General features: G+C 75.0%; 16 protein-coding genes. 4 read left to right on the forward strand and 12 right to left on the reverse strand.

All coding sequences use genetic code 11. The features are described 5' to 3' along the window. Positions 1-99: 99 nt before the first annotated feature. Genes O7612_RS24990 through O7612_RS25005 form a run of 4 tightly spaced genes read right to left on the reverse strand, consistent with a single transcriptional unit; the run spans position 100 to position 6,177 of the window. On the reverse strand, positions 100-3,906 hold the full coding sequence (locus tag O7612_RS24990; protein ID WP_282267846.1) for a hypothetical protein: 3,807 nt from the start codon (positions 3,904-3,906) through the stop codon (positions 100-102). Positions 3,907-3,954: 48 nt separating this feature from the next. After that, on the reverse strand, positions 3,955-4,275 hold the full coding sequence (gene cutA / locus O7612_RS24995; protein WP_067313973.1) for a divalent-cation tolerance protein CutA: 321 nt from the start codon (positions 4,273-4,275) through the stop codon (positions 3,955-3,957). A 52-nt stretch (positions 4,276-4,327) separates the two neighbouring features. After that, positions 4,328-5,347, reverse strand: coding sequence for a 1-acyl-sn-glycerol-3-phosphate acyltransferase (locus O7612_RS25000; RefSeq protein ID WP_282267849.1), 1,020 nt, complete (start codon positions 5,345-5,347; stop codon positions 4,328-4,330). Further along, positions 5,347-6,177: a patatin-like phospholipase family protein gene (locus tag O7612_RS25005; RefSeq protein WP_282267851.1), complete on the reverse strand. Its 831-nt coding sequence runs from the start codon at positions 6,175-6,177 to the stop codon at positions 5,347-5,349. The genes O7612_RS25000 and O7612_RS25005 overlap by 1 nt, the downstream gene beginning before the upstream one ends. Positions 6,178-6,369: 192 nt before the next feature. Between O7612_RS25005 and O7612_RS25010 the strand changes: the two genes are divergently transcribed. Next, entirely contained in the window at positions 6,370-8,136 is a 1,767-nt protein-coding gene (locus tag O7612_RS25010) for a serine/threonine-protein kinase (RefSeq protein WP_282267854.1), read from the forward strand. Between the two features lie 77 nt (positions 8,137-8,213). Here the strand turns inward: O7612_RS25010 and O7612_RS25015 are convergent, their stop codons facing one another. The 8 genes from O7612_RS25015 to O7612_RS25050 form a co-directional block, all read right to left on the reverse strand. After that, positions 8,214-9,272 (reverse strand): glycosyltransferase family 4 protein, encoded by a 1,059-nt coding sequence (locus O7612_RS25015; RefSeq protein ID WP_282274045.1) that lies wholly within the window; start codon positions 9,270-9,272, stop codon positions 8,214-8,216. 327 nt (positions 9,273-9,599) lie between these two features. Continuing rightward, positions 9,600-11,279, reverse strand: a complete 1,680-nt coding sequence (locus O7612_RS25020; RefSeq protein ID WP_282267856.1) for a trypsin-like peptidase domain-containing protein — start codon at positions 11,277-11,279, stop codon at positions 9,600-9,602. An 84-nt stretch (positions 11,280-11,363) separates the two neighbouring features. Continuing rightward, positions 11,364-12,917 (reverse strand): HAMP domain-containing sensor histidine kinase, encoded by a 1,554-nt coding sequence (locus O7612_RS25025; RefSeq protein ID WP_282267858.1) that lies wholly within the window; start codon positions 12,915-12,917, stop codon positions 11,364-11,366. Beyond that, positions 12,914-13,615, reverse strand: coding sequence for a response regulator transcription factor (locus O7612_RS25030; RefSeq protein ID WP_067312683.1), 702 nt, complete (start codon positions 13,613-13,615; stop codon positions 12,914-12,916). The genes O7612_RS25025 and O7612_RS25030 overlap by 4 nt, the downstream gene beginning before the upstream one ends. Before the next feature lie 140 nt (positions 13,616-13,755). After that, positions 13,756-14,373, reverse strand: coding sequence for a PadR family transcriptional regulator (locus O7612_RS25035; RefSeq protein ID WP_282267861.1), 618 nt, complete (start codon positions 14,371-14,373; stop codon positions 13,756-13,758). After that, a complete protein-coding gene (locus tag O7612_RS25040) occupies positions 14,370-15,200 on the reverse strand; it encodes a DUF4097 family beta strand repeat-containing protein (RefSeq protein WP_282267863.1) in 831 nt (276 codons plus the stop codon). Before O7612_RS25040 ends, O7612_RS25035 begins: the two co-directional genes overlap by 4 nt. 501 nt (positions 15,201-15,701) lie before the next feature. Continuing rightward, entirely contained in the window at positions 15,702-16,700 is a 999-nt protein-coding gene (locus O7612_RS25045) for a lysophospholipid acyltransferase family protein (RefSeq protein ID WP_282267865.1), read from the reverse strand. After that, on the reverse strand, positions 16,697-17,476 hold the full coding sequence (locus O7612_RS25050) for a GNAT family N-acyltransferase (RefSeq protein ID WP_282267867.1): 780 nt from the start codon (positions 17,474-17,476) through the stop codon (positions 16,697-16,699). Before O7612_RS25050 ends, O7612_RS25045 begins: the two co-directional genes overlap by 4 nt. A gap of 164 nt (positions 17,477-17,640) precedes the next feature. Between O7612_RS25050 and O7612_RS25055 the strand changes: the two genes are divergently transcribed. The 3 genes from O7612_RS25055 to O7612_RS25065 all read left to right on the forward strand — a co-directional run bounded on the left by O7612_RS25055 (position 17,641) and on the right by O7612_RS25065 (position 20,210). After that, a complete protein-coding gene (locus O7612_RS25055; RefSeq protein WP_282267869.1) occupies positions 17,641-18,306 on the forward strand; it encodes a hypothetical protein in 666 nt (221 codons plus the stop codon). A gap of 150 nt (positions 18,307-18,456) precedes the next feature. Then, positions 18,457-19,389, forward strand: a complete 933-nt coding sequence (locus O7612_RS25060) for an ABC transporter ATP-binding protein (protein WP_282267871.1) — start codon at positions 18,457-18,459, stop codon at positions 19,387-19,389. After that, positions 19,386-20,210, forward strand: coding sequence for an ABC transporter permease (locus O7612_RS25065; protein ID WP_282267873.1), 825 nt, complete (start codon positions 19,386-19,388; stop codon positions 20,208-20,210). Before O7612_RS25060 ends, O7612_RS25065 begins: the two co-directional genes overlap by 4 nt. Positions 20,211-20,283: the final 73 nt, after the last annotated feature.

Below are 20,283 nucleotides of genomic sequence, written 5' to 3' on the forward strand. Positions count from 1 at the left end.
TCGTCGCTCTGCCGGGCCGCCACCGCCGGCCCGACCAGCACCCGCGCCGGCTCGGCGGTGGGCGGGCGCTGCCTTGGCACGACCCTACCGGTGGCCGGGTCACCTCATCCGGCCCACCGCCGCCCGCAGCCGGGTCACGTCACGCCGACGACGCTCGTAGGTGGCGGCGAGGGTGATCAGCGTCAGCCCGCCGACGGCCAGGTAGATCCAGCGGGGCAGCAGGTCCCAGCCCCGGACCAGCTCGTGCAGCGCGAGCAGGACGAGGCTGCCGCCGCCCAGCACCACCGGGGCCTGCCAGCGCCGGACCGCCCCGGCCAGCACCACCCCCAGCGCCGCGGCACCGAGCAGCAGCCGCCGCCAGGGTTGCGGGTCCGAGGCCACCAGCACCGACACCAGGCTGGGCAGCAACCCGGCGGCGAGCGCCGGACCGAGCGCGAGCCAGCTCGTCAGCCCGGGTCGGGCGCGCAGCGCCAGCAGGCCGGCGACCAGCGTCAATCCGGCCGCCGGCAGGGTGTACGCCTCCAGCAGCACCACCTCGCCGCTGATCAGCAGCAGCCACGCCCCGAGCAGCTCACTGCCACCGGCCACCGCACCGAGGCCCCACCGTCGGCCGGTCGACTGGCCCGGGTACAGCACCCGCAGCGCGGCGGCGGCCCCCCAGAGCACGCAGATCACCGCCGCGTGCCGGATCGCGCCGATGGTGAGCAGCAGGGCCAGCACGGCCACCGCCTGCGCCGCCGCCTCCAACGCCCGTACGGTGAGCGGCCCGCGCCGGGTCAGCAGAGGGGCGCCGAGGAGCACCGCCACCGCCACCCCGAGTACCGGGAGACCGGCCGTCCGCGGGGGCAGGCCGGCGGCCAGCGTCGCGGTGAGCGCGAAGCAGGTGGCCGCCGCGACCGTGGTCAGCCAGCCGAGCAGCCGGACCCCGGCCCACCGGCCGACCGCGCCGACGACCGCCGCGGCGGTCACCAGCAGGGCCAGCCCGGCCAGCGTGCCGGCCCGGGTGGCCAGCAGCCCGAGCAGACCGGCGACGGTCCACAGCAAGCCGACCGGGGTGGTCACCGCCGCCCCCGGACCGCCGAGCGCGGCGGTGAGCAGGGCGGCCACCCCGACGAGCAGCACCACGGCCGGCACCAGTGGCCAGCCGACGGGCGTGCCGAGCAGCAGTACGGGCAGCGCCGCCGCCACGAACGGCAGCGCCGCGACGGCCGGACCGGACCGGCCGCCGGCGTGCCGGTGGGTGACCAGCGCGGCGGTGAGGGCGACGACCAGCAGCGCCGCCCCGACCACGGGGACGGCCGCCGGCCCGTCCCCGGTCGGCACCCCCGCCCAGGGGCGGACCGGCCCACCGTACGGGGCGAACAGCGCGGTCAGGGTCACCGGGGCGGCGGCGAGCAGGGCGCACCCGGCCAGCCCGACGCCGACCACCCGCTCCGGTGTCACCGGCTCGGAACGCCGGTCGGCCAGTGCCGACGCGAGCAGCGCCAGGGCGGCGTAGAGCGCCACCGGCTCGCCGCCGGGCACGGCGGTCGGCGCCACCACGGCGGCGAGCGCCACGGCGAGCGCGGTGCCGGCGTACCCGTCGAGGTCGGGTCGGTGGCGACGCAGCGTGAGCAGCGGGACCAGCAGCAGCACGGCGGCGACGAGCCCGGCCCGCAGCTGCCACCACGACGGTGATCCGGCGGCCAGCAGCGCGACCGCCGCACCGGCCGGCACGGTGAGCAGCGCGACCGCCAGGGCGAGCCCGGCGACCCGGCGCGCGGCGGCGTTCACCGGACGGCCGGGCAGCGCCACCACCGACCCGACGGCCAGCACCACCCCGAGCGCCACCAGCAGCCCCACCGGGTCGGCCGCCGCCACCAGCAGCCCGTGCCCGAGCAGCGCCCCCGCGCCCACGGCACCGACCAGGACGGTGGCGGTCCGCCGGCCGCGCAGCACCGCGACCGGCAGCAGCGCCGCGCCGACGACCAGCTCGACCGCGAGGGTGGCCGGCCACGGGGTGACCGTCACCGCCGGCAGCGCCATGGCGATGACCGCCAGCCCCAGCAGCACGGTCACCGGGCGGGCCGCCCTCGGCAACAGCAGGAACCCGGCGGTGACGGTGAGCAGCACGGTGAGCGGGAGCTGCCAGCCCCAGGGCAGGTCGGGACCGGCCTCGGCACCCCGCCACGCGGGCAGTGACCGGTCCACCGCGAGCGCGGCGACGCCCCCGGTGGCGAGCACCGCGACCTGGGCCGCCCCGGCCGCGACCAGCAGCGCCCCGACCCGGGGACCGCTGCGGTGCCGCTGCGGCAGCAGCCGGACGGCGCCGGCCAGGACGGCCGCCACCAGGCCCACGGCGAGCAGCAGGAACCCGGCCCGCACCTCACCCACCGGCCGCAGCAGCGCGACGGCCAGCAACGGCACCAGCAACCCGGCGGCGATCTGCTGGAACACCCGGGCACCGGCGACCCGTGCCGCGCCGGTCAGGACCAGACCGACGAGGAGCAGCGGCAGGCCGGCGAGGAGCGGCTGACCGCCGGCCCGACCCAGCGCCAGCGGCACCAGCGCGCAACTCGCGGCGACCGTCACCGCCGTGCCGAAGCCGAGCCAGCCGAGCACCCGCCCGGCGAGCACGGCGGTGGACCCGGCCGGCCCGGCCGCCGGTCCCCCGCCGGCGACCGGCCCTCCACCGGCCAGCGGTCCTCCACCGGCCAACGGTCCCCCACCAGCCAACGGTCCCCCACCGGTGACCGGTTCCGCCGGTCCTCCGGCCGCCGGGGCGGTGGCGGTGCCCGACCCCCCGGCGGGCACCACCACCTCTCCCCCCGGACCCGCCGCGGCGGGCGCCGACGGGCGGCGGCGCAGCGCGGCCACGACCGCGAGGTCGAGCAGCGCCACACCGAGGAACACCAGCGTCCAGCCGGTGGCACCGGGCCGGGACTGCGCCGCCGCCAGCGGCAGCACCGGCTGGACCAGGAGCAGCGCCGCGAACCACGGCACGGTGAGTCGGCTGAGCAGGGCGTATCCGGCGGCGACCCCCGCGCTGACCCCGCCGACCAGGGCGGCGTAGCGGGTGCCCGGCCAGTCGGCGGTGCCCAGCAGGTTCACCGACCAGGCGGCGTACCCGTCGAGGACCACCAGCAGCAGACCCACCGCGGCGAACGTCTCGGCGGTGCCACGCAGTCCGCGCCACCTCGCCACCAGCGGCACCACCAGGGCGAGGGCGGTGAACGCGGCCAGGATCAGCGCCCGGCCGGCCACCCCCACCGTCGCCCAGGCGACCGCCGTGAAGACCACCGCCGCCGTACCGAGCAGGAGGCCACCGAGGACGAACAGCAGCCACTGGATCGTCCTGGTCGAGGTCTCCGGCCGGCCCGGCGTCTCCCCCGTCGCGGTGGGGGCACCGAACCCGGCCGGCGGCACGGTCGCACCGGCCGCGACAGTCCCGGCCGGACGCCCCGGATACGCGACCGGGTTGGTCGGGTGCGCGACCGGCGGTGAGGCCGGGGTGGACGGGTGGCTGGCAGGCACGGCCGGGGTGGACGGGTAGCCGGCGGGCACGGCCGGGGTGGTCGGCGTAGCGGGGCGGAGCGTCGACGGCACCGGATGCGCGGCCGGCAGGCCCGGATGTGCCGCCGACGGCACCGGCCGGGCGGTCGCACCGACGCGGGTGGGGGCGGGGATCTCGCGACGGATGCCGGCCGCCAGTTCCGCCCGGCGGCGCTGCGCCGCGAGCAGCCGCGTGCCGAGTCCCTGGTACGCCTCCCGCGCCCGCTCGACCTCACGACCGAGAGTGACGATCTCCCGGTCCAACCGGACCACCTCGGCGGCGGGCGGGTACGGCCCGAGCCCGCAGCGGGCACACCCCCGGGTCAACTCGGCGGGCGCACCGCAGCGCGGGCAGGGGTAACCGGTGTTCTCCACCCGGCCATCCTGCCGGTGGGCCGCAACCGCAGGCCAGAGTGCCCGTACCTAGGTACGGGTGTTCTCGTGCACCCAGAGCGCGTACGCCGGATCGCCGCTCTCCACCCGGGTGACCAGGATCTCGGGCACCTCGTAGGGATGGTTGGCGCGGATCTGCCCGACCAGTGCCGTGGCCCGGTCGGGCGCGGTCTTGAACTGCACCGACCACTCGGTGCTGGTCTCCACCCCGGCCCGCCACCAGTACGTGCTGTCGACCTGGCCGCCGACCTGGGCGCAGGCGGCCAGTCGCCCGGCCACCGCGGCGGCCGCCATCAGGTCCGCGACGGAGCGCGAGTCCACCACCGTCGTCACCACGCAGATCTGGTCCACCAGCGCACCCTACGTGGGAATGGCGTCGAACCGGTCGACCGTGACGCTGCGTTCATTCGGTGGTCACCCCGTCCCGGTTGGCGGCGATCCACCGGTCGATCCGGTCCCACCAGTCGAAGAGCCAGTCGATGCGCTCCTGTCGGCCGGTCGGGACGTCCTCCGGGGGCACCGACCAGAAGCGCATCACGATCCGTTTGTCCATCGGCAGTTCGCGCCACACGTCGGCGACGGTGAGCATCCGGTCCAGGCCGGTGTGCGCCACGAAGATCACTCCGGCCTCCGGGGCGGCGTCCAGGGCGGCGAGCACCCCGCCGGGCTGCGGGGCGAGCACGTGCTGCATCCGTTCGGCACGCACCGCCATCCGTTCCAGGCCGAGCGCGCGCAGCTTGGAGATGGCCCGCAGCCGCCGGCCGGGGGTGAAGTTGCCGCCCTCGGGGAAGATCACGAAGGCGTCGTCGTCGTCCAGACCGGTGGCGAGGTGGCCGATCTGCCGGACCGCCGCGCCCCGACCGTCACCGGCGGCGATGAAACGGTTGGGCAGCCGGTTGAGCAGGACGTCGATCGCCGGATCCCACTGGAGCGCCTCCTTGAGCACGATCCGGGGCTCCCGCCGGAACCAGTTGACCAGGGAGTGGATCAGGATGAACGAGTCACCCGGGCCGGCGTGCCGGCAGAGCACCAGCTCCGGTCGGCCGGGCAGCGCGGTGTCCGGGTCGGTGCCGACCACGTCGATGCTCAGCCGCAGCGTCCACCGGGCCTGCCAGAACAGCACCCGGAGGAACCGGCCGGCGAGCACGTAGTGCGCCCGCTGGAACGCCGGCGTCCGCTTCCACCGGCCGAACCCGGAGGCCAGCCAGAGCACGAAGAGCGCGACCAGCGCGGCGGCGTCCCAGACCAGGTAGACGCAGCCGATCCAGAGCAACCGCAGCGGGCGCAGTCGGCCCGGCACGAACGGCGACACGGCGAGCGCGAGCAGCGCCCACACCGGCACGGTGGTCAGCACCGTGACCGCGAGCAGCACCACCCCGGGGGCGAACAGCAACCGGCGTACCCACCGTGGGGGCAACGGCATCAGCGGTCCAGTGTCGCCAGGTAGGCCCGGGACGCGGTGTAGGCGCGGCTGATCCGCCGTCCCACGGCCGCCATGTCCCGGTAGGCCCAGGGGCTGTCGTCGCGCGGCTCCAGCCCGCCGGTCGGCAACACGTGCACCCGCACCCCCTCGGGCAGCGCGGCCAACTCCCGGGCGAACCGGTGCCGGCGGGCGATCTCGAACGCGACCTGGGCGATCTCCCAGGGCCGTCGGGGCGGCGTCAGCTCCCGCTCGATCCGCCCCACCTGGAGTACGAAGATCTGCGTCGCGCCGACCGCCACCGCCTCGCCGATCGGGATCGAGTTGACGATCCCGCCGTCGATGTAGTGCTGGCCGTCGATCTGGGCCGGCGGCAGCAGGCCGGGCACCGAGGCGGACGCGAGCACCGCCGGCACCAGCGGTCCGGTGTGGAACCAGTGCTCGGCGGCCCGCTCGATGCTGGCCGCGCAGCAGCGGAACGGGACCTTCAGGTCGGCGAAGGTGGTCTGCGCCCCCAACTCGCCCTCCAACAGCTTGCGCAGCGGCCGGGGCGAGTGCAGGTGGGTGCGGGCGGCGAACCGGCGCAGTTGCCGGGCCACCGAGTCGCCGTACACCTCGCTCGCCTCCGGGGAGGCCCAGAGCCGGACCAGCCGGTCGGTGACCGCCTCGGACGGGTCGGCGGCGACCAGCGCGCCGTTGACCGCGCCGATCGAGGTGCCGAGCACGACGTCGGGGCGGATCCGGGCCCGGAAGAGGGCGCGCAGCATGCCCACCTCGACCGCGCCGAGCACTCCCCCGCCGCCGAGCACGAACGCCACCGGACCGCCACTCATGCCGTTCATCCTGGCACGCCGCCACCCGCACCCTGCGGTGCAGCCGCTGGCCACCGACGCGGGCCGCCGATCCGTAGCGGTGGGAGCACCCGCCGTCGCGGACGGTCACCGGGCAACTGGACAACCGTTGACAGTGGGGACACATTCCCGCAACCTGACACCACCCCGACCCCCAGGCAGGTGCGAACACTGATGGCAGCCCTGAACGCCGGTAGGTTGCTGGCCCGCAGGTACCGGCTCCTCGACAGGATCGGGGCCGGCGGGATGTCGGTGATCTGGCGGGCCCGCGACGAGGTGCTCGACCGGGTCGTCGCGGTCAAGGTGCTCGCGCCGTCGCTGGCCGCCGACGCCCGGTTCCGCGACATGGTCCGCGAGGAGGCGCGTTCCGCCGCGCAGCTGGTGCACCCGCACGTGACCGCGGTGCACGACTACGGCGAGGCGCTCGCCCCGGACGGTGAGATCACCTCGTTCGTGGTGATGGAGCTGCTCACCGGCGAGGAGCTGGAGCACCGGCTGTCCGAGGGGCCGCTGCCCTGGCCGGAGGCGGTCGAGGTGGGTGCCCAGGTGGCCGAGGCGCTGGCGGCGGCGCACCGGCTGGGCATCGTGCACCGGGACATCACCCCGGCGAACGTGATGATGACCAGGGTCGGTGCCAAGGTGCTGGACTTCGGCATCGCCACCCAGGTCGGCACCCCCGACGACGACGAGGACGGGGGCACCTTCGGCACCCCGGCGTACGTGGCCCCGGAGCGGTTGGACGGTGCGCCGGCCCAGCCGTCGACCGACGTCTACTCCCTCGGGGTGCTGCTCTACGAGACGTTGACCGGCCAGCCGCCCTACCCGGCGGAGACCTGGGAACAGCTCGCCGCCGCGATCACCGACGAGACGCCGCCGTCGCTGGACGGCGTGCCCGGGCTGCCGCCGGTGGTGGTCGACGTCTGCCTGCGCTGCCTGGCGCGGGATCCGCACGAACGGCCGACCGCGCACCAGGTCGCCACCGCGCTGCGCGACCAACTGCTGCCGGGCGACCCGCAGGCGGCCACCATGCTCTCCCCGACGGTCAGCCTGCCCGCGCTCGCCGGGCCACCCGCCGCCCCGGGGGTCGCGGCCACCGGCACGGGTACCCGGCCCACCGCCACCGCCCGGGTCGCGTCGGACGCCGGGGCCGTCCCGGCGGCCGGTGCCGGTGCCACCACGGCGGCCGGTAGCGGGGCGGGGCTCGGCGGTGCCGCCGGGGCCGGAGCCGGACGCGGCGGAGTCGCGCGGGCCGGGGCGGTCGGCGGTGCCGGCGACCGGGCCACGGGCGACGCGACGACGGGCGCCGGGGTGGCGGGTGTCGGGACGGCGGGCGGTCGTCCCGTCGGTCGCGCGGGCGGTGTCGGCGACGGCGGCCCACCCCCCGCGCCGGCCGAGCCGGAGTTGCCACCGTCGCGGCGTCCGCTGGTGGCGGTGGGCGCGCTGGTCGTGTTCACCGTCGCGGCCGTCCTGCTGCTCGCCCCGCTCCTGGAACCGGGAACCCACACCCCACCGGTGGCCCGGCCGACCGAGAGCCCGGTGACCGAACCGCCGCCCGCGCGCACCCAGCCACCGGCGGACCCCACCTCGCCGGTGGCCCCCCGCAGGGCCACCGGCACGCCCACGCCCACGCCACCCCGCACCCCGTCGACCCCGGAGGGCGGGCAGAGCGCCGGTGGGCTGACCGAGGCGGCCGAACGGATGCGCCGGCTGGTCGACGACGGGGTCCGCACCGGTGAGATCCGCGAGGACGTCGGCATCGACCTGCGCAACGTGCTGGCCAACCTGACCCGCGCCGCCGCCGAGGGGAACCCGGACGTGCCCGCCCAGGCGGTCGCGCTCCGCGAAAAGGTGACCCGACGGGTCGACGAGGGCGGCATCACCGCGACGTACGGCCGTCAGCTCGAATCCGCCGCCCGGGACCTCGCCGCGACCGCCACCTGACCGTCCCCGCCACCCGGTTCGACCCACCGGCCGCGCGCACCCGCTGACCGGTCGACGGGTCGCGGCGCGGCGGCCGGTCAGCGGGTGCGCAGCGGAACGTGGCCGGTGGCGGGGTGGGGTCGGGCCGGGTGTGCCACCGCCCGGTAGATCGCCTCGTAGCCGCGCGCCATCCGGTCGGTGGAGAAGTTCTCGGCGACGTGCGCGACGCAGGCCGCCGGGTCGAGCCGGTCCACCTCGCGCAGCGCCGCCGGCAGTGCCTCGGCACCGTCACAGATCAGCCCGGTCACCCCGTCGACCACCACCTCCGGCACCGCGCCCCGGCGCAGTGCCACCACCGGCGTGCCGGTCGCCATGGCCTCCACCATCACCATGCCGAAGGGCTCCTCCCACTGGATCGGCATGATCAGGCACCGGGCGTCGACCAGCAGCCGCAGGGTCTCCTCCCGGTCGGCGTTGACGATCACGGTGACGTCCTCGCCCAGCATCGGCTGGACCACCTCGGCGAAGTACTGCCGCTCGGCGGGCTCGTTGCACTTGCCCGCCAGGGTGAGTGGCAGGCCGGCCGCCCGGCAGGCCCGGATCGCCAGGTCCGGGCCCTTGTCGGGGCTGAACCGGGCCAGCCAGAGCACCGGGCCACGACCGGGCTCCCGCTTGGCGGGCACGTCCCGGCCGTCCAGGGCGTTGTGCACCGTACCCACCCAGGGCAGGCCGGGGTTGGCCCGGCGTTGGGCGTGTGAGATCGCCACCAGGCCGACCCCGTGGTCGGTGTCGCTGAGCACCGCTCCGTACTCCCCGACCGGGTTGCCGTGCACGGTGGCCACGGTGGGCACCGCACGCCGGCCGGCGATCAGCGGCCCGATCGTGGTGTGGTCGTGGATCACGTCGAAGTCGGCAGCGGAGATCAGCTGCCGGACGCGCGCCAGGTGGGCCAGTTCCGGCAGCGACTCGCCCAGCCGGTCGTACTGCAACTCGTCGATCGTGCAGACGTACTCGGCGGCCGTGCCGTGCTGCCGCCCGGCACCGAAGAGGGTCACCTCGTGACCGCGCCCGACGAGCGCGTCGACCAGCCCGTGCACCACCTGCTCCAGCCCGCCGTAGCCGGGCGGCGGCACCGACAGCCAGGGCGGGACCAGCATCGCTATCCGCAGCGGCCGCTCCGGCGGCGGCCGGTCCGACAGGCGGTGGGTCACGGTCACGGATCCTCCCCGTCGTCCCGGTGAAGCGGGACCGGCGGCGAGTTCCCGTCGACCGGGCGGTCAAACGCCCCCAACCCGGCCGGGCCGCCAGAGCCGCACGCACCCGGCCGGGCCGGGCCGCCAGAGCCGCACGCACCCGGCCGGGCCGGGCCGCCAGAGCCGCACGCACCCGGCCGGGCCGCCCCGGGCAGGAAGAAGGGCGGCGGGCGGTGGAGCCAACCCCCTTGGCTCCGCCGCCCGCCGCCCCGGAGGAGGCAGGTCTGATGGCTATGACGTTTCGGCGAGCGTGACGGTTGCCGTCGCCTCGACACCATTTCGCTTGTAGGTCACCTGGACCCGGTCGCCGACCTTGCCGGCCTGTACCGCGCCGACCAGATCGTTGGAGTCGTTGATCACCTTGTCCCCGAACTTGGTGATCACGTCGCCCCGCTGGATACCGGCCTTCTCGGCGGCGCTACCCCCGCTGACGGCGGCGACCAGTGCCCCGCCGTCCTCGGCCGCGTTGACGCTGACGCCGAGGGAGGGGTGACTGATCTTCTCGCCCCGCTGGAGCTTCTCCGCGACGTCCTTGGCCTTGTTGCTCGGGATGGCGAAGCCCACCCCGATGTTGCCGGTGCTGCCCTGCCCGGCGGTGGCGATGGCGGTGTTGATGCCGATCACCTCGCCCCGGGTGTTGACCAGCGCGCCACCGGAGTTGCCCGGGTTGATCGGGGCGTCGGTCTGGAGCAGGCCGGAGATCGAGCTGGCGCCGCCCTGGGGGGACTGCTGCGGGCCGTTGCCGCTGCCGGCCTGGATGGTGCGGTCGCGGGCGCTGAGGATGCCTGCCGTCACCGAACCCTGGAGGCCGAGCGGGCTGCCCAGGGCGAGTACCTGGTCACCCACCTGCATGGCGTCGCTGTCGCCGAACTTCGCCGCCTTGAGGTTGTCGATGCCGCTGGTCTGGACCACCGCGAGGTCGGTCTTCGGGTCGGTGCCGACGATCTTGGCGGGGGCGGTCTTGCCGTTGGCGAAGACCACCCGGACGGCATTACCGGAGGCGGAGGCGACCACGTGGTTGTTGGTCAGCACGAAGCCGTCGGAGCTGAGGATCACGCCCGATCCCTCACCGTTGTCGGTGATGATCGAGACGACGCTGTCCTGCACCGACGCGGCGATCTTGGGCAGGTCGGCACTGTCGATCACCGGCGCGGCGGAGTAGGTGCGGGTGATGCCGCCCCGGTCGCCGTCCACCGCCAGGGCGAGCGCGCCGCCGGCCACACCGGAGCCGAGCATCAGGGCGAAGACCGCCACCCCGGCGCCGACGAACTTGGCCACCCTGCCGGCCTGCGGCGCGGGGGCGGGAGCCCACGGCTGCTGCTGGCCGGGGTGCTGCGGGCCGCCCGGACCGGCCGACCCGGGATACCCGGCGGACGGCTGACCGTGCTGGCCCGGGTAACCGACGCCCGGCTGCCCGGTGCCGCCGGCACCCGACTGACCCGGGTAACCGACGGACGACGTGCCGGCACCCGGCTGACCCGGGTAACCCGCGGACGACGTGCCGGCACCGGGCTGACCCGGGGTGCTCAGGTGGTGGTGCTGGCCGGACTGGCCGGCGGCCCACCCGGACCCCGGCTGCTGCTGGCCGGGCTGCGGGTGACCGGCCGACGGGTACTGGCCCGCCGGCGGGTAACCCGGGTAGCCGGTGGACGCCGGATAGCCGGGCCGGTACGCCTGGCCACCCGGCTGGTACGAGGACTGCGGGTACCCGGGCGGCGCGTACGGCGACGACGACTGCGGCGGCGCGTACGGCGATCCGGCGCCGGGCGTGCCGGCCGGCTCGGTGCCGGCGGCGGTGGGGGTGGTGTCGGACTCGCCGCGCGCGGCGCGGGACGGCTCGGCGGAGGGGTGCGACGGCTCGGCGTCGGTGGCAGCCGGCCGACGCTGCGGGTCGGTCTCGAACTCGGTCATGACCTTAGTTTTCCCCGTGGCACTGTCACCAGCCTGGATCCTGCCTGGAAGTTTTCTGAAAGTCACACCCCGGCCGGTGGAACCTCACTCGGTGTCACCGTCGGGCTCGGGCAGCAGCGGCAGCCGGACCCGGAAGGTCGCCCCGCCGCCCGGCGTCTCGTCCACCTCCACCGTGCCCTGGTGCGCGGTGACCAGCGCGGCGACGATGGCCAGCCCCAGGCCGGTGCTGGTGATTCCGCTGGCCCGCCGGGTCCGGGCCGCGTCGGCCCGGTAGAACCGTTCGAAGACTCGCTCGGCCTGTTCCGGGGCGAGCCCCGGGCCGGTGTCCGCCACCTCGACCACGGCCAGGTGCCCGGTCTCCGACCGCAGCCGCAGGGTCACCGACGCCTCGGGTGGGGTGTGGGTCAGCGCGTTGGTCATCAGGTTGCCGATCACCTGCCGTAGCCGGGCGTCGTCGGCGTGCACCACCAGCGGGCCGGATCCCGGGGCGATCTCCAGCTCGATGCGCCGTTGCGGGGCGACCACCCGGGCCGCCTCGACCGCGTCCGTGGCGAGCACCGGCAGCTCGACCGGGGCGAGCGACAGCGGGCGCTCCCGGTCCAGCCGGGCGAGCAGCAGCAGGTCCTCCACCAGCAGACCCATCCGGGACGCCTCGTCCTCGATGCGGCGCAGCAGGTCGGCGGTCTGTTCCGGGGCGCGGGCCGCACCCTGCCGGTACAGCTCGGCGAAGCCCCGGATGGTGGTCAGCGGGGTCCGCAGCTCGTGCGAGGCGTCCGCGACGAACTGCCGCATCCGTTCCTCCGACCGCCGGGCGCGGGCCTCGGACGCCAGCGCGGCGTCCGCCGCGTCCCGGGCACCGGCCTCCGCCGTACGGGCCGCCATCTCGGAGGCGGCCCGGGCGGTGAAGGCGGCCTCGATCTGGGCCAGCATCGCGTTCAACGCCCGGGAGAGCCGGCCCAGCTCGGAGGTGGCGCACTCCTGGCCCTCCTCCGGGTCGGGCACCCGACGGGTCAGGTCACCACCGGCGATCGCGGCGGCGGTCCGTTCGATCTCCACCAGCGGTTTCAGGCTGGTCCGCACGATGGCCGCGCCGATCGAGGCGAGCAGGATCAGCACCGCCCCGCCGACCAGCATGTCTATCCAGATCAACCGCTTGACGGCCAGGTCGACGTCGGTGAGGTGCTGCCCGACGGCGAGCACCCGGCCGTCGGAGAGTTCCCGGTAGAGCATCCGCCACCGTTCCCGGCCGTCCTGGGACCGGACCGTGAACGGGTCGCCCTCCGCGCTGCGGAAACCGGCCACGTCGGCGGGGACCGGTGGCAGGTCGTCCGTTTCGAGGGCCGGGTCGTAGCCGATGAACCGGGAGCTGTCGCCGTCGGCGAGCGCCACGACGTAGTCGGTGGGCAGGGTGGCCTTGGCCCACCCGGCCTCCAGGTTGGGCAGCACCCGGCCGACCTGGATGCTGGCCGTCTGCAACTCGCCGTCGACCTGCCCGATCAGGTACTCACGCAGGAAGTACGTGGTCAGCGAGCTGATCACGACCAGCGCGACGGCGACGAGGGTGAGGACCGCCGCGACCAGCTTCACCCGCAGCGGGACGCTCCGGATCCGCCCTTTCGCCTCGTCGAGCGGGCTCACGCCGCCGGCTTGCGCAGGACGTAGCCGACGCCACGCAGGGTGTGGATCAGGCGGGGCTGGGTGTTGTCCACCTTGCGGCGCAGGTAGGAGATGTAGGACTCGACGATGTTGTCGTCGCCCCGGAAGTCGTAGTTCCACACGTGGTCGAGGATCTGCGCCTTGGACAGCACCCGGTTGGCGTTGAGCATCAGGTAGCGCAGCAGCTTGAACTCGGTCGGCGAGAGCTGCACCCGTTGACCGGCCCGGTGCACCTCGTGGGTCTCCTCGTCCAGCTCCAGGTCGGCGAAGGTGAGCCGGGACGGGGCGTGCTCGCCGGTGGCCGTACGCCGCAGCACCGCCCGGATCCGGGCGGTCAGCTCCTCCAGGCTGAACGGCTTGGTGACGTAGTCGTCACCGCCCAGGGTCAACCCACGGATCTTGTCGTCGGTGGCGTCCCGGGCGGTCAGGAACACCACCGGGGTACGCGTGCCGCCCTCCCGGAGCATCCGGATGACCTCGAAGCCGTCGAGGTCGGGCAGCATCACGTCGAGCACCACCAGGTCGGGGCGGTGGTCCTTGGCCGCGTGCAGGGCCGCACTGCCGTTGGTGGCGGTCGCGACGTCGAACCCCGCGAAGCGGAGGCTGGCGGAGAGCAGTTCGAGGATGTTGGGATCGTCCTCGACGACGAGCAGTCGCGCCTCGGTCTGGGTAGCGGCCATGCTGGCCATCATCCGTGACGTCGCTGCGGCGGCGCTGGACGGTTCCTGCAAAAATCCTGTGAAGCCGTCCGGCGCCCCGGTCGTGGCCGGCGACCGGGGCGACGGCCGGCGACCGGGGCGGTGCCCGCGACGGGTGGCCGTCAGCGCAGCAGCCGGCTCAGCCCGTCCAATGCGCCGTCGAGGACCCGGATCGCGGTACGGAGCTGGGTGTCGCTGAGCTGTCCGGCCCGGACCAGCGCCCCGACCTCGACGGTGAACGCGGCCAGCCGCCGGTCGAACTCCGCGAGCAGCGGGGAGTCACCGTCGCCGGGGGCGGCCGGGCGGGGCTGCGGGGTGGGGGCCGACCGGTCCCAACGGGTCTGCCGGGTCTGTCGGGTGGCCTCGCGCAGTTCGCGCTTGAGGTCGCGTACCGAGCCGCGTACCTCGGTCTGGATCTCCCCGGCCAGGGCGGAGAGGTCCTCCACCGAGGCGCTGATGTCGGATTCCAGGGTGGTCACCTCGTCGGCGCGCTGACGCAGCTCGGTCCGGCCCGCCTCGGTGATCTCGTAGACCTTGCGGCCCCCGGCGGCGGTGTGGGTGACCAGGCCGTCGGCCTCCAGCCGTTGCAGCCGGGGATAGATGGTGCCGGCGCTGGGGGCGTAGAGGCCGAGGAAGCGCTCCTCCAGCAGCCGGATCAGCTCGTACCCGTGCTTGGGGCCGTCGTCGAGCAGCCGGAGCAGGTAGAGCCGGAGTCGCCCGTGACTGAACACGGCGGTCACGGCAGCTCCTCCGGGTCGTCGTCCACCGGCCGGGCGAGCAGCGCGATGCTGCCGGAGGTCGCGGATGCCCAGAGCTTACCCGCGCCCGCGCCGAGCACCCCGTGGCTGTCCTTGACCGGACCGACGCCGACGCTGCCACCGACCTGGGGAAACCCGCTGGTGATCCGGCCGGAGGCGGTGTGCAGGTGGACGGCGAGGTCGCTGTCCTCGCGGACCCGGACGGTGATCGGCCCGGAGATGGTGGTGAGCCGGATCTCGCTACGTCGGGGGTTGTCCAGGTCGCAGGTGATCGCCCCGGAGATGGTGTTGGCGTACACCCGGCCGGCCGCGCTCTCGGCGAGGGTCACCTCGCCGGAGACCGTGTCCAGGGTGAGGTCACCGGTGACCCCGAGCGCCTCGACCGGGCCGGAGACGATCCGCGCGTTGGTGCGTCCGGCCAGGCCCATCAGGGCGATCCGCCCGGAGGTGACGTTGACGTTGGTCTCGTTGACCAGCCCGGAGGCGACCAGCGCGCCGTCGACCAGGTGCAGGTCGGCCAGGGTGCCGGCCGGGACGGCGATGGACACCTCGGCCCGGAAGCGACGGCCGAACTGACCGAGCCACCAGAGGAACCCGGGCCAGCGGGGGTGGCGCTCGTGGCCGACCCGGAGCACGCCGTCGCGGTGTTCGACGATGACCGGCCGGCTGCTGACCCGGGTGACGTCGACCCGGACCGGGCCGTCGGTGCCGACCACGTTGAGCCGACCGGTGACCATTCGTACGTCGAGTCGGGTGACCGGCTCCTCGATGGTCAGTTGCTGTGGTCTGTCGACCGTCCAGTTGGTCATGACGTCTCCCCTCGATGGGTCACGGCCGACGGCCGCGCCACTGCACGGGGGAAGCGTAACGCGATACATCGCGATAGAACAAGACTGTCGCGAGTCGTGAACCCGTCCCACCCGCGCACCCCGCCGGCCACCGCCCCGACCCGACCGGTCCGGTGCCCGCCCCCGACGCGGGGACCTGGCGGTTCTTCGCCGGGTTCACCAGGCGGTCCTGACCGGCCGATGCTGAAGGGACCGCCCGGCATGATGCCGGGTGGTCCCTTACGTGTCCCGCCCGGCGACCCGACCCGCAGTCGGCGGAGGGGTCTTATCCGGCGGACGAGCTATTCCTGTCCGTCATATTCATGCCGCAGCGTCATATCCGACTGGTTGGTGGTAGACCTGCCAGGCTCACCCCACGCGACCGGGTGGCCAGGGTCGACCCTGCGCGCCTGGCGGCCCGTTCCGCCCACGGGTGGACGTGACCAGCACCCGCCGCGACGGCACGCCGCACCCCGCCGACCCTCAGGCGGCCAGGCGAAGGCCCGCCCCGGCGGCCGGCGTGACCACCGAACCGGGCGGGACCACCGGGCCGGGCGCGACCACCGGGCCGGGCGCGACCACCGGGCCGGGTAGGGCCACCGAAATGGGCGCGGCGACCGGGGCGACAGCGGCCAGGGTGGGGCGGCCGGGGACCGGGCGGGGCGGGAGCAGGTGCACGGCCGACTCGGCGGTCCGGGCCAGCAGCCGACGGTCCGCGCCGGGGGCCGGGTGCAGGGCGGCGGTCACCGCGACGTCGACCACCAGGTCCCGGGCGGCCACCACCCGGCGCACCGAGCGCCACAGGGTCTCGTCGCCGAGGAAGGCGGCGGTGGTGGTCGTCGCCCCGGTGGTAGCAGAGCGGTAGCTGATCCGCAGCGGCACCACCGGTGCCCCGGCGTCGATCGCCGCCTGGAAGGCCGCCGGGCGGAAGCCCCGGCGCGGCCGGCAGTCGGTCGACGGCGCGACGCCGCACCAGGTCGTACCCTCGGGGAAGACGGCGACCGGGTGACCGGCCCGCAGGGTGGCCGCGATCCGGGCCACCGTGTGCGGCAGGTCCCGGGGCCGCGACCGGTCGACGAAGAGCGCGCCGCCGGCGCGGGCCAGCAGGCCCAGCAGCGGCCAGCGCCGGACCTCCCGCTTGGCCAGCAACCGGGCCGGCGCGACCGCCAGCACCGCGAGGATGTCCAGCCAGGAAACGTGGTTGGCGACCAACAGCGCCCGCCGGCGCGGCAGCCGCCCGCGCACCGCCAGCCGCACCCCGAGCGCCCCGGCGGTCCCCCGCGCCCAGCCCCGGACCGCCGCCGCCCGCTCCGCGGCCGGCAGCACCGGCAGCAGGACGACCACGGCGGCCCCGACCAGCACCATGCCGAGCACCCCCAGCAGCCGGGCCACCCGGCGGGCCGGCGACACCTCCGCCCGCCGCGCCGACGGCAGGCAGGCCGGTCCGCAGCCGGCTGTCGGCCGCCACAACTCGGCGCTCACCGCGCCGCCCCGCCCAGGAAGTGGCGCAGGTAGCGCGGGTTCATCCGGTCCAGCGAGAAGAGCACGTAGAAGTCCGCGCAGCGGAAATCCGGGTCGTACGCCGGCTCACCGGCGATCCACGCGCCGAGCCGCAGGTAACCGCGCAGCAGCGCCGGGATCCGCGCCCGGCCGGCGGAATCCCCGACGGCGGTCTCCACAGCCGCCGCGCCCGGCTCGGCGAACCAGGGCCGCAGTGGGCGGATCCGCAACAGCGGGGGCGCGAGGTGACCGGCCCGGGCCAGCGCCCACGCCTCGGCGACGGCCCGGCCGCCGTCGTCGACCGGTACCGAGGCGCACCCGCCGAGCCAGTTGGAGCCGCGCAGGTGCAGGTAGCGGGTCAGCCCCGCCCACATCAGGTTGATCACCGCGCCGGAGCGGTGGTCCGGGTGGACGCAGGAGCGACCCGTCTCGACCAGCAGATCGCGCAGCGGGTCCAGCGCGGTCAGGTCGAACTCGCCGGCGGCGTACCGGCGGTCGGTCCGGCCCGGTGGCAGCAGCCGGTAGGTGCCGACCACCGCGCCGGTGCGCTCCTCCCGGACGATCAGGTGGTCGCAGTGGACGTCGAGGTCGTCGGCGTCCAGTCCGGCGACGCCCGGACGCAGGGTCGCGCCGAGTTCGGTGGCGAACACCTCGTGGCGCAGGCGTTGCGCGGCCGCGACCTGGGTCGGGTCGTCGGCGATCAGCAGGGTGTATCCACTGGTCGTCAGGGGTGCGCCAGCGGCATGCAGAACAGCCATGAGACCTGTGTAGGTGCCCCGGGTTGCCGGGTGCCTGGAGACGGGTGTCGATCCGGTGAACGCCGGCCGGCGGACCGGCCCCCACGGTGGCCTGCACGGGGCGTGCGAGGCTGGCGGCGGACATCCGGCCGTCCACGGCCGGAGGACGAGGCAGTGGAGGGGCGATGATCGTCGAATTCCGGTACAACGGGCCGCCCGGCTCGGGCAACGGCGGCTGGAGCGCCGGGGTCTTCGCCGGGGCGTACGACGCGGACCGGCCCGTCGAGGTGACGCTGCGTCGCCCGCCCCCGCTGGACACCCCGCTCACCCTCACCGACGGCGACGTGTACGACCCGGACGGGCAGCTGGTCGCCGAGGTGCGCCCGGCCGGCGACCCGCCCGCCCCGGTCCCCCCGGTCGACCCGGCGACCGCGGACGCCGCCTCGGCCGGCTACCCGGGCCTGCGGGACCACCCCTTCCCCGGGTGTTACGTCTGCGGCCCGGACCACCCGGACGGCCTGCGGATCTTCCCGGGCCGGCTGCCCGACGGCCGGACGGCCGCGGCGTGGCGGACACCGCGGCGGGTGACCGCGCCGACCGTCTGGGCGGCACTGGACTGCCCCGGGGGCTGGGCGGTGATCGCTCCCGGCCGGCCGTACGTGCTGGGCCGGATCGCGGTGACCCTCGACGCGCTACCCCGGCCGGGCGAGGGCTGCGTGGTCACCGGGGCGGTGGTCAGCGCCGAGGGACGCCTCGCGGTGGTGCACACCAGCCTCTACGACGACGCCGGCCGGCTGCTCGGCCGGGCCCGCGCCACCTGGGTCGCGCTGCCGCCCACGCCTCGTCCCTGAGGACGACCCGCTCCTGCCTGAGACGGAGTACGACCTACCGAACGGGACTGATGGCGTAACTTGACCTGACCAGCGAGGCTGGCAGCGGCGCATTCCGCAACGGCGCCGCAGGACGCGGCGCGCGACGCGCCGCCGCACGGGAGGAGAACGATGTCCGACGGGCAGTGGAGCCCCAGCACCGGCCAGATCGTCGTGTCCGGGTTGACCAAGCAGTACAAGAACGTACGGGCGGTCGACAACCTGTCCTTCACGGTCGAGTCCGGTCGGGTGACCGGCTTCCTCGGCCCGAACGGGGCGGGCAAGACGACCACCCTGCGGATGCTGCTGAACCTGGTCACCCCGACCGGTGGCACGGCGACCATCGGTGGCCAGCGGTACGCCGACCTGACCGACCCGCTGCGCCACGTGGGCGCGGTGCTGGAGGCCTCCAGCGCGCACAAGGGCCGTACCGGTATCAACCACCTGCGGGTGATCTGTGCGGCGGCCGGCCTGCCCCGCAGCCGGGCCGACGAGGCGTTGGCCCTGGTCGGGCTCACCCCGGCGGCGAAGCGCAAGTTCAAGGGCTACTCGCTGGGCATGAAGCAGCGGCTCGGCATCGCCGCCGCGATGCTCGGTGACCCCCGGGTGCTGATCCTCGACGAGCCGGCCAACGGTCTCGACCCGGAGGGTATCCGCTGGATGCGGGGCTTCCTCAAGGGGCTGGCCCACGAGGGGCGCACCGTGCTGGTCTCCAGCCACCTGCTGTCCGAGATGCAGCTCCTCGCCGACGACGTGGTGATCATCGCGGCCGGCAAGCTGATCCGGCAGGGGCCGGTGGAGCAGGTGCTCGGCTCGATGGCGCAGGGCGGCCGGGTGCGGGTGCGCACCCCGCAGGCAGAGAAGCTGACCGTGGCGCTGCGCGAGCAGTCCGCGACGGTGGAGGCCGACGAGCACGGCGTGCTGCTGGTCAGCGGAGTGGAGGCGCCGGCGATCGGCCGGGCCGCGCTGGCCGCGCAGGTCGAGCTGCACGAACTGACCCCGGAACGACCCGACCTGGAACGGGTCTTCCTGGAGCTGACGGCCGGGAAGGCGGGCATCCGATGAACCTGGTCCGATCCGAGCTGTTGAAGATCCGTACCACCAGCACGTGGTGGATCTTCGGGCTGATCACGCTGCCGCTGTGGGCGCTGACCGCACTGATCAACTGGTTGCAGACCGACGCGCTGGCCAGCAACAACTTCGGTGACGTGCCGGCCGACCAGGCCGACCAGATCCAGGCCGTGCAGTCGGTGGACAGCCTCGCCGCCAACGTCTACACCAACGGGCAGTTCTTCGGTCTGATGATCGTGATGCTGCTCGGCATCATCGTGGTGACCAGCGAGTTCTTCCACCAGACGGTCACCACCACCTTCCTCACCGTGCCGCACCGGACGGCGGTGATGCTGGCCAAGCTGGCCGCCGCGGCCATTCTGGCCGTGCTGTTCTGGCTGGTCACCACTGCGCTCAACCTGCCCTTCGGTGCCCTGGTGATGAACAGCGTCGACCTGGGCTCCCAGCTCGGCAGCGGCGCGGTCTGGCGGGCCACCGCGCTCAACGGCCTGGCCTACCTGCTCTGGTCGGTGCTCGGGGTCGGGATCGGGGTGCTGATCCGCAGCCAGATCGGTGCCACGGTCACCGGCATCCTGCTGTACCTGGGTGGCGCGGTCGGCGCGGCCATCGCGATCAGCATCCTGGCCGCCCGGTGGGGCGACTGGATCAACGACCTCCAGGTGCTGGTGCCGTCGCTGGCGTCGTCGCTGATGGTCAGCGGGACGGAGATCCCGGGCAATCCGCCCCGCTGGGCGGGTGCGGTGGTCCTGATCGGGTACGCCGTGGTGGCCGGTGCGATCGGCACGCTCACCATGCGGCGGCGGGACATCTCCTGACCCGACCCGTTTCCGGTCCGGGCCGGCCCGGCGTGACGACCGTCGCGCCGGGCCGGCCGGCTGTTCAGGGCTT

The sequence above is a fragment of the Micromonospora sp. WMMD987 genome, assembly GCF_029581435.1.
Classification (GTDB): Bacteria; Actinomycetota; Actinomycetes; order Mycobacteriales; family Micromonosporaceae; genus Micromonospora; species Micromonospora rifamycinica.

What these genes read in the sequence shown, in the direction of transcription:
- O7612_RS25000 (WP_282267849.1), bottom strand. Translation starts at nt 5,347, where the DNA reads ATGCCGTTGCCCCCACGGTGGGTACGCCGGTTGCTGTTCGCCCCCGGG.
- O7612_RS25005 (WP_282267851.1), bottom strand. Translation starts at nt 6,177, where the DNA reads ATGAGTGGCGGTCCGGTGGCGTTCGTGCTCGGCGGCGGGGGAGTGCTC.
- O7612_RS25010 (WP_282267854.1), top strand. Translation starts at nt 6,370, where the DNA reads ATGGCAGCCCTGAACGCCGGTAGGTTGCTGGCCCGCAGGTACCGGCTC.
- O7612_RS25015 (WP_282274045.1), bottom strand. Translation starts at nt 9,272, where the DNA reads ATGCTGGTCCCGCCCTGGCTGTCGGTGCCGCCGCCCGGCTACGGCGGG.
- O7612_RS25020 (WP_282267856.1), bottom strand. Translation starts at nt 11,279, where the DNA reads ATGACCGAGTTCGAGACCGACCCGCAGCGTCGGCCGGCTGCCACCGAC.
- O7612_RS25030 (WP_067312683.1), bottom strand. Translation starts at nt 13,615, where the DNA reads ATGGCCGCTACCCAGACCGAGGCGCGACTGCTCGTCGTCGAGGACGAT.
- O7612_RS25040 (WP_282267863.1), bottom strand. Translation starts at nt 15,200, where the DNA reads ATGACCAACTGGACGGTCGACAGACCACAGCAACTGACCATCGAGGAG.
- O7612_RS25050 (WP_282267867.1), bottom strand. Translation starts at nt 17,476, where the DNA reads ATGGCTGTTCTGCATGCCGCTGGCGCACCCCTGACGACCAGTGGATAC.
- O7612_RS25055 (WP_282267869.1), top strand. Translation starts at nt 17,641, where the DNA reads ATGATCGTCGAATTCCGGTACAACGGGCCGCCCGGCTCGGGCAACGGC.
- O7612_RS25060 (WP_282267871.1), top strand. Translation starts at nt 18,457, where the DNA reads ATGTCCGACGGGCAGTGGAGCCCCAGCACCGGCCAGATCGTCGTGTCC.
- O7612_RS25065 (WP_282267873.1), top strand. Translation starts at nt 19,386, where the DNA reads ATGAACCTGGTCCGATCCGAGCTGTTGAAGATCCGTACCACCAGCACG.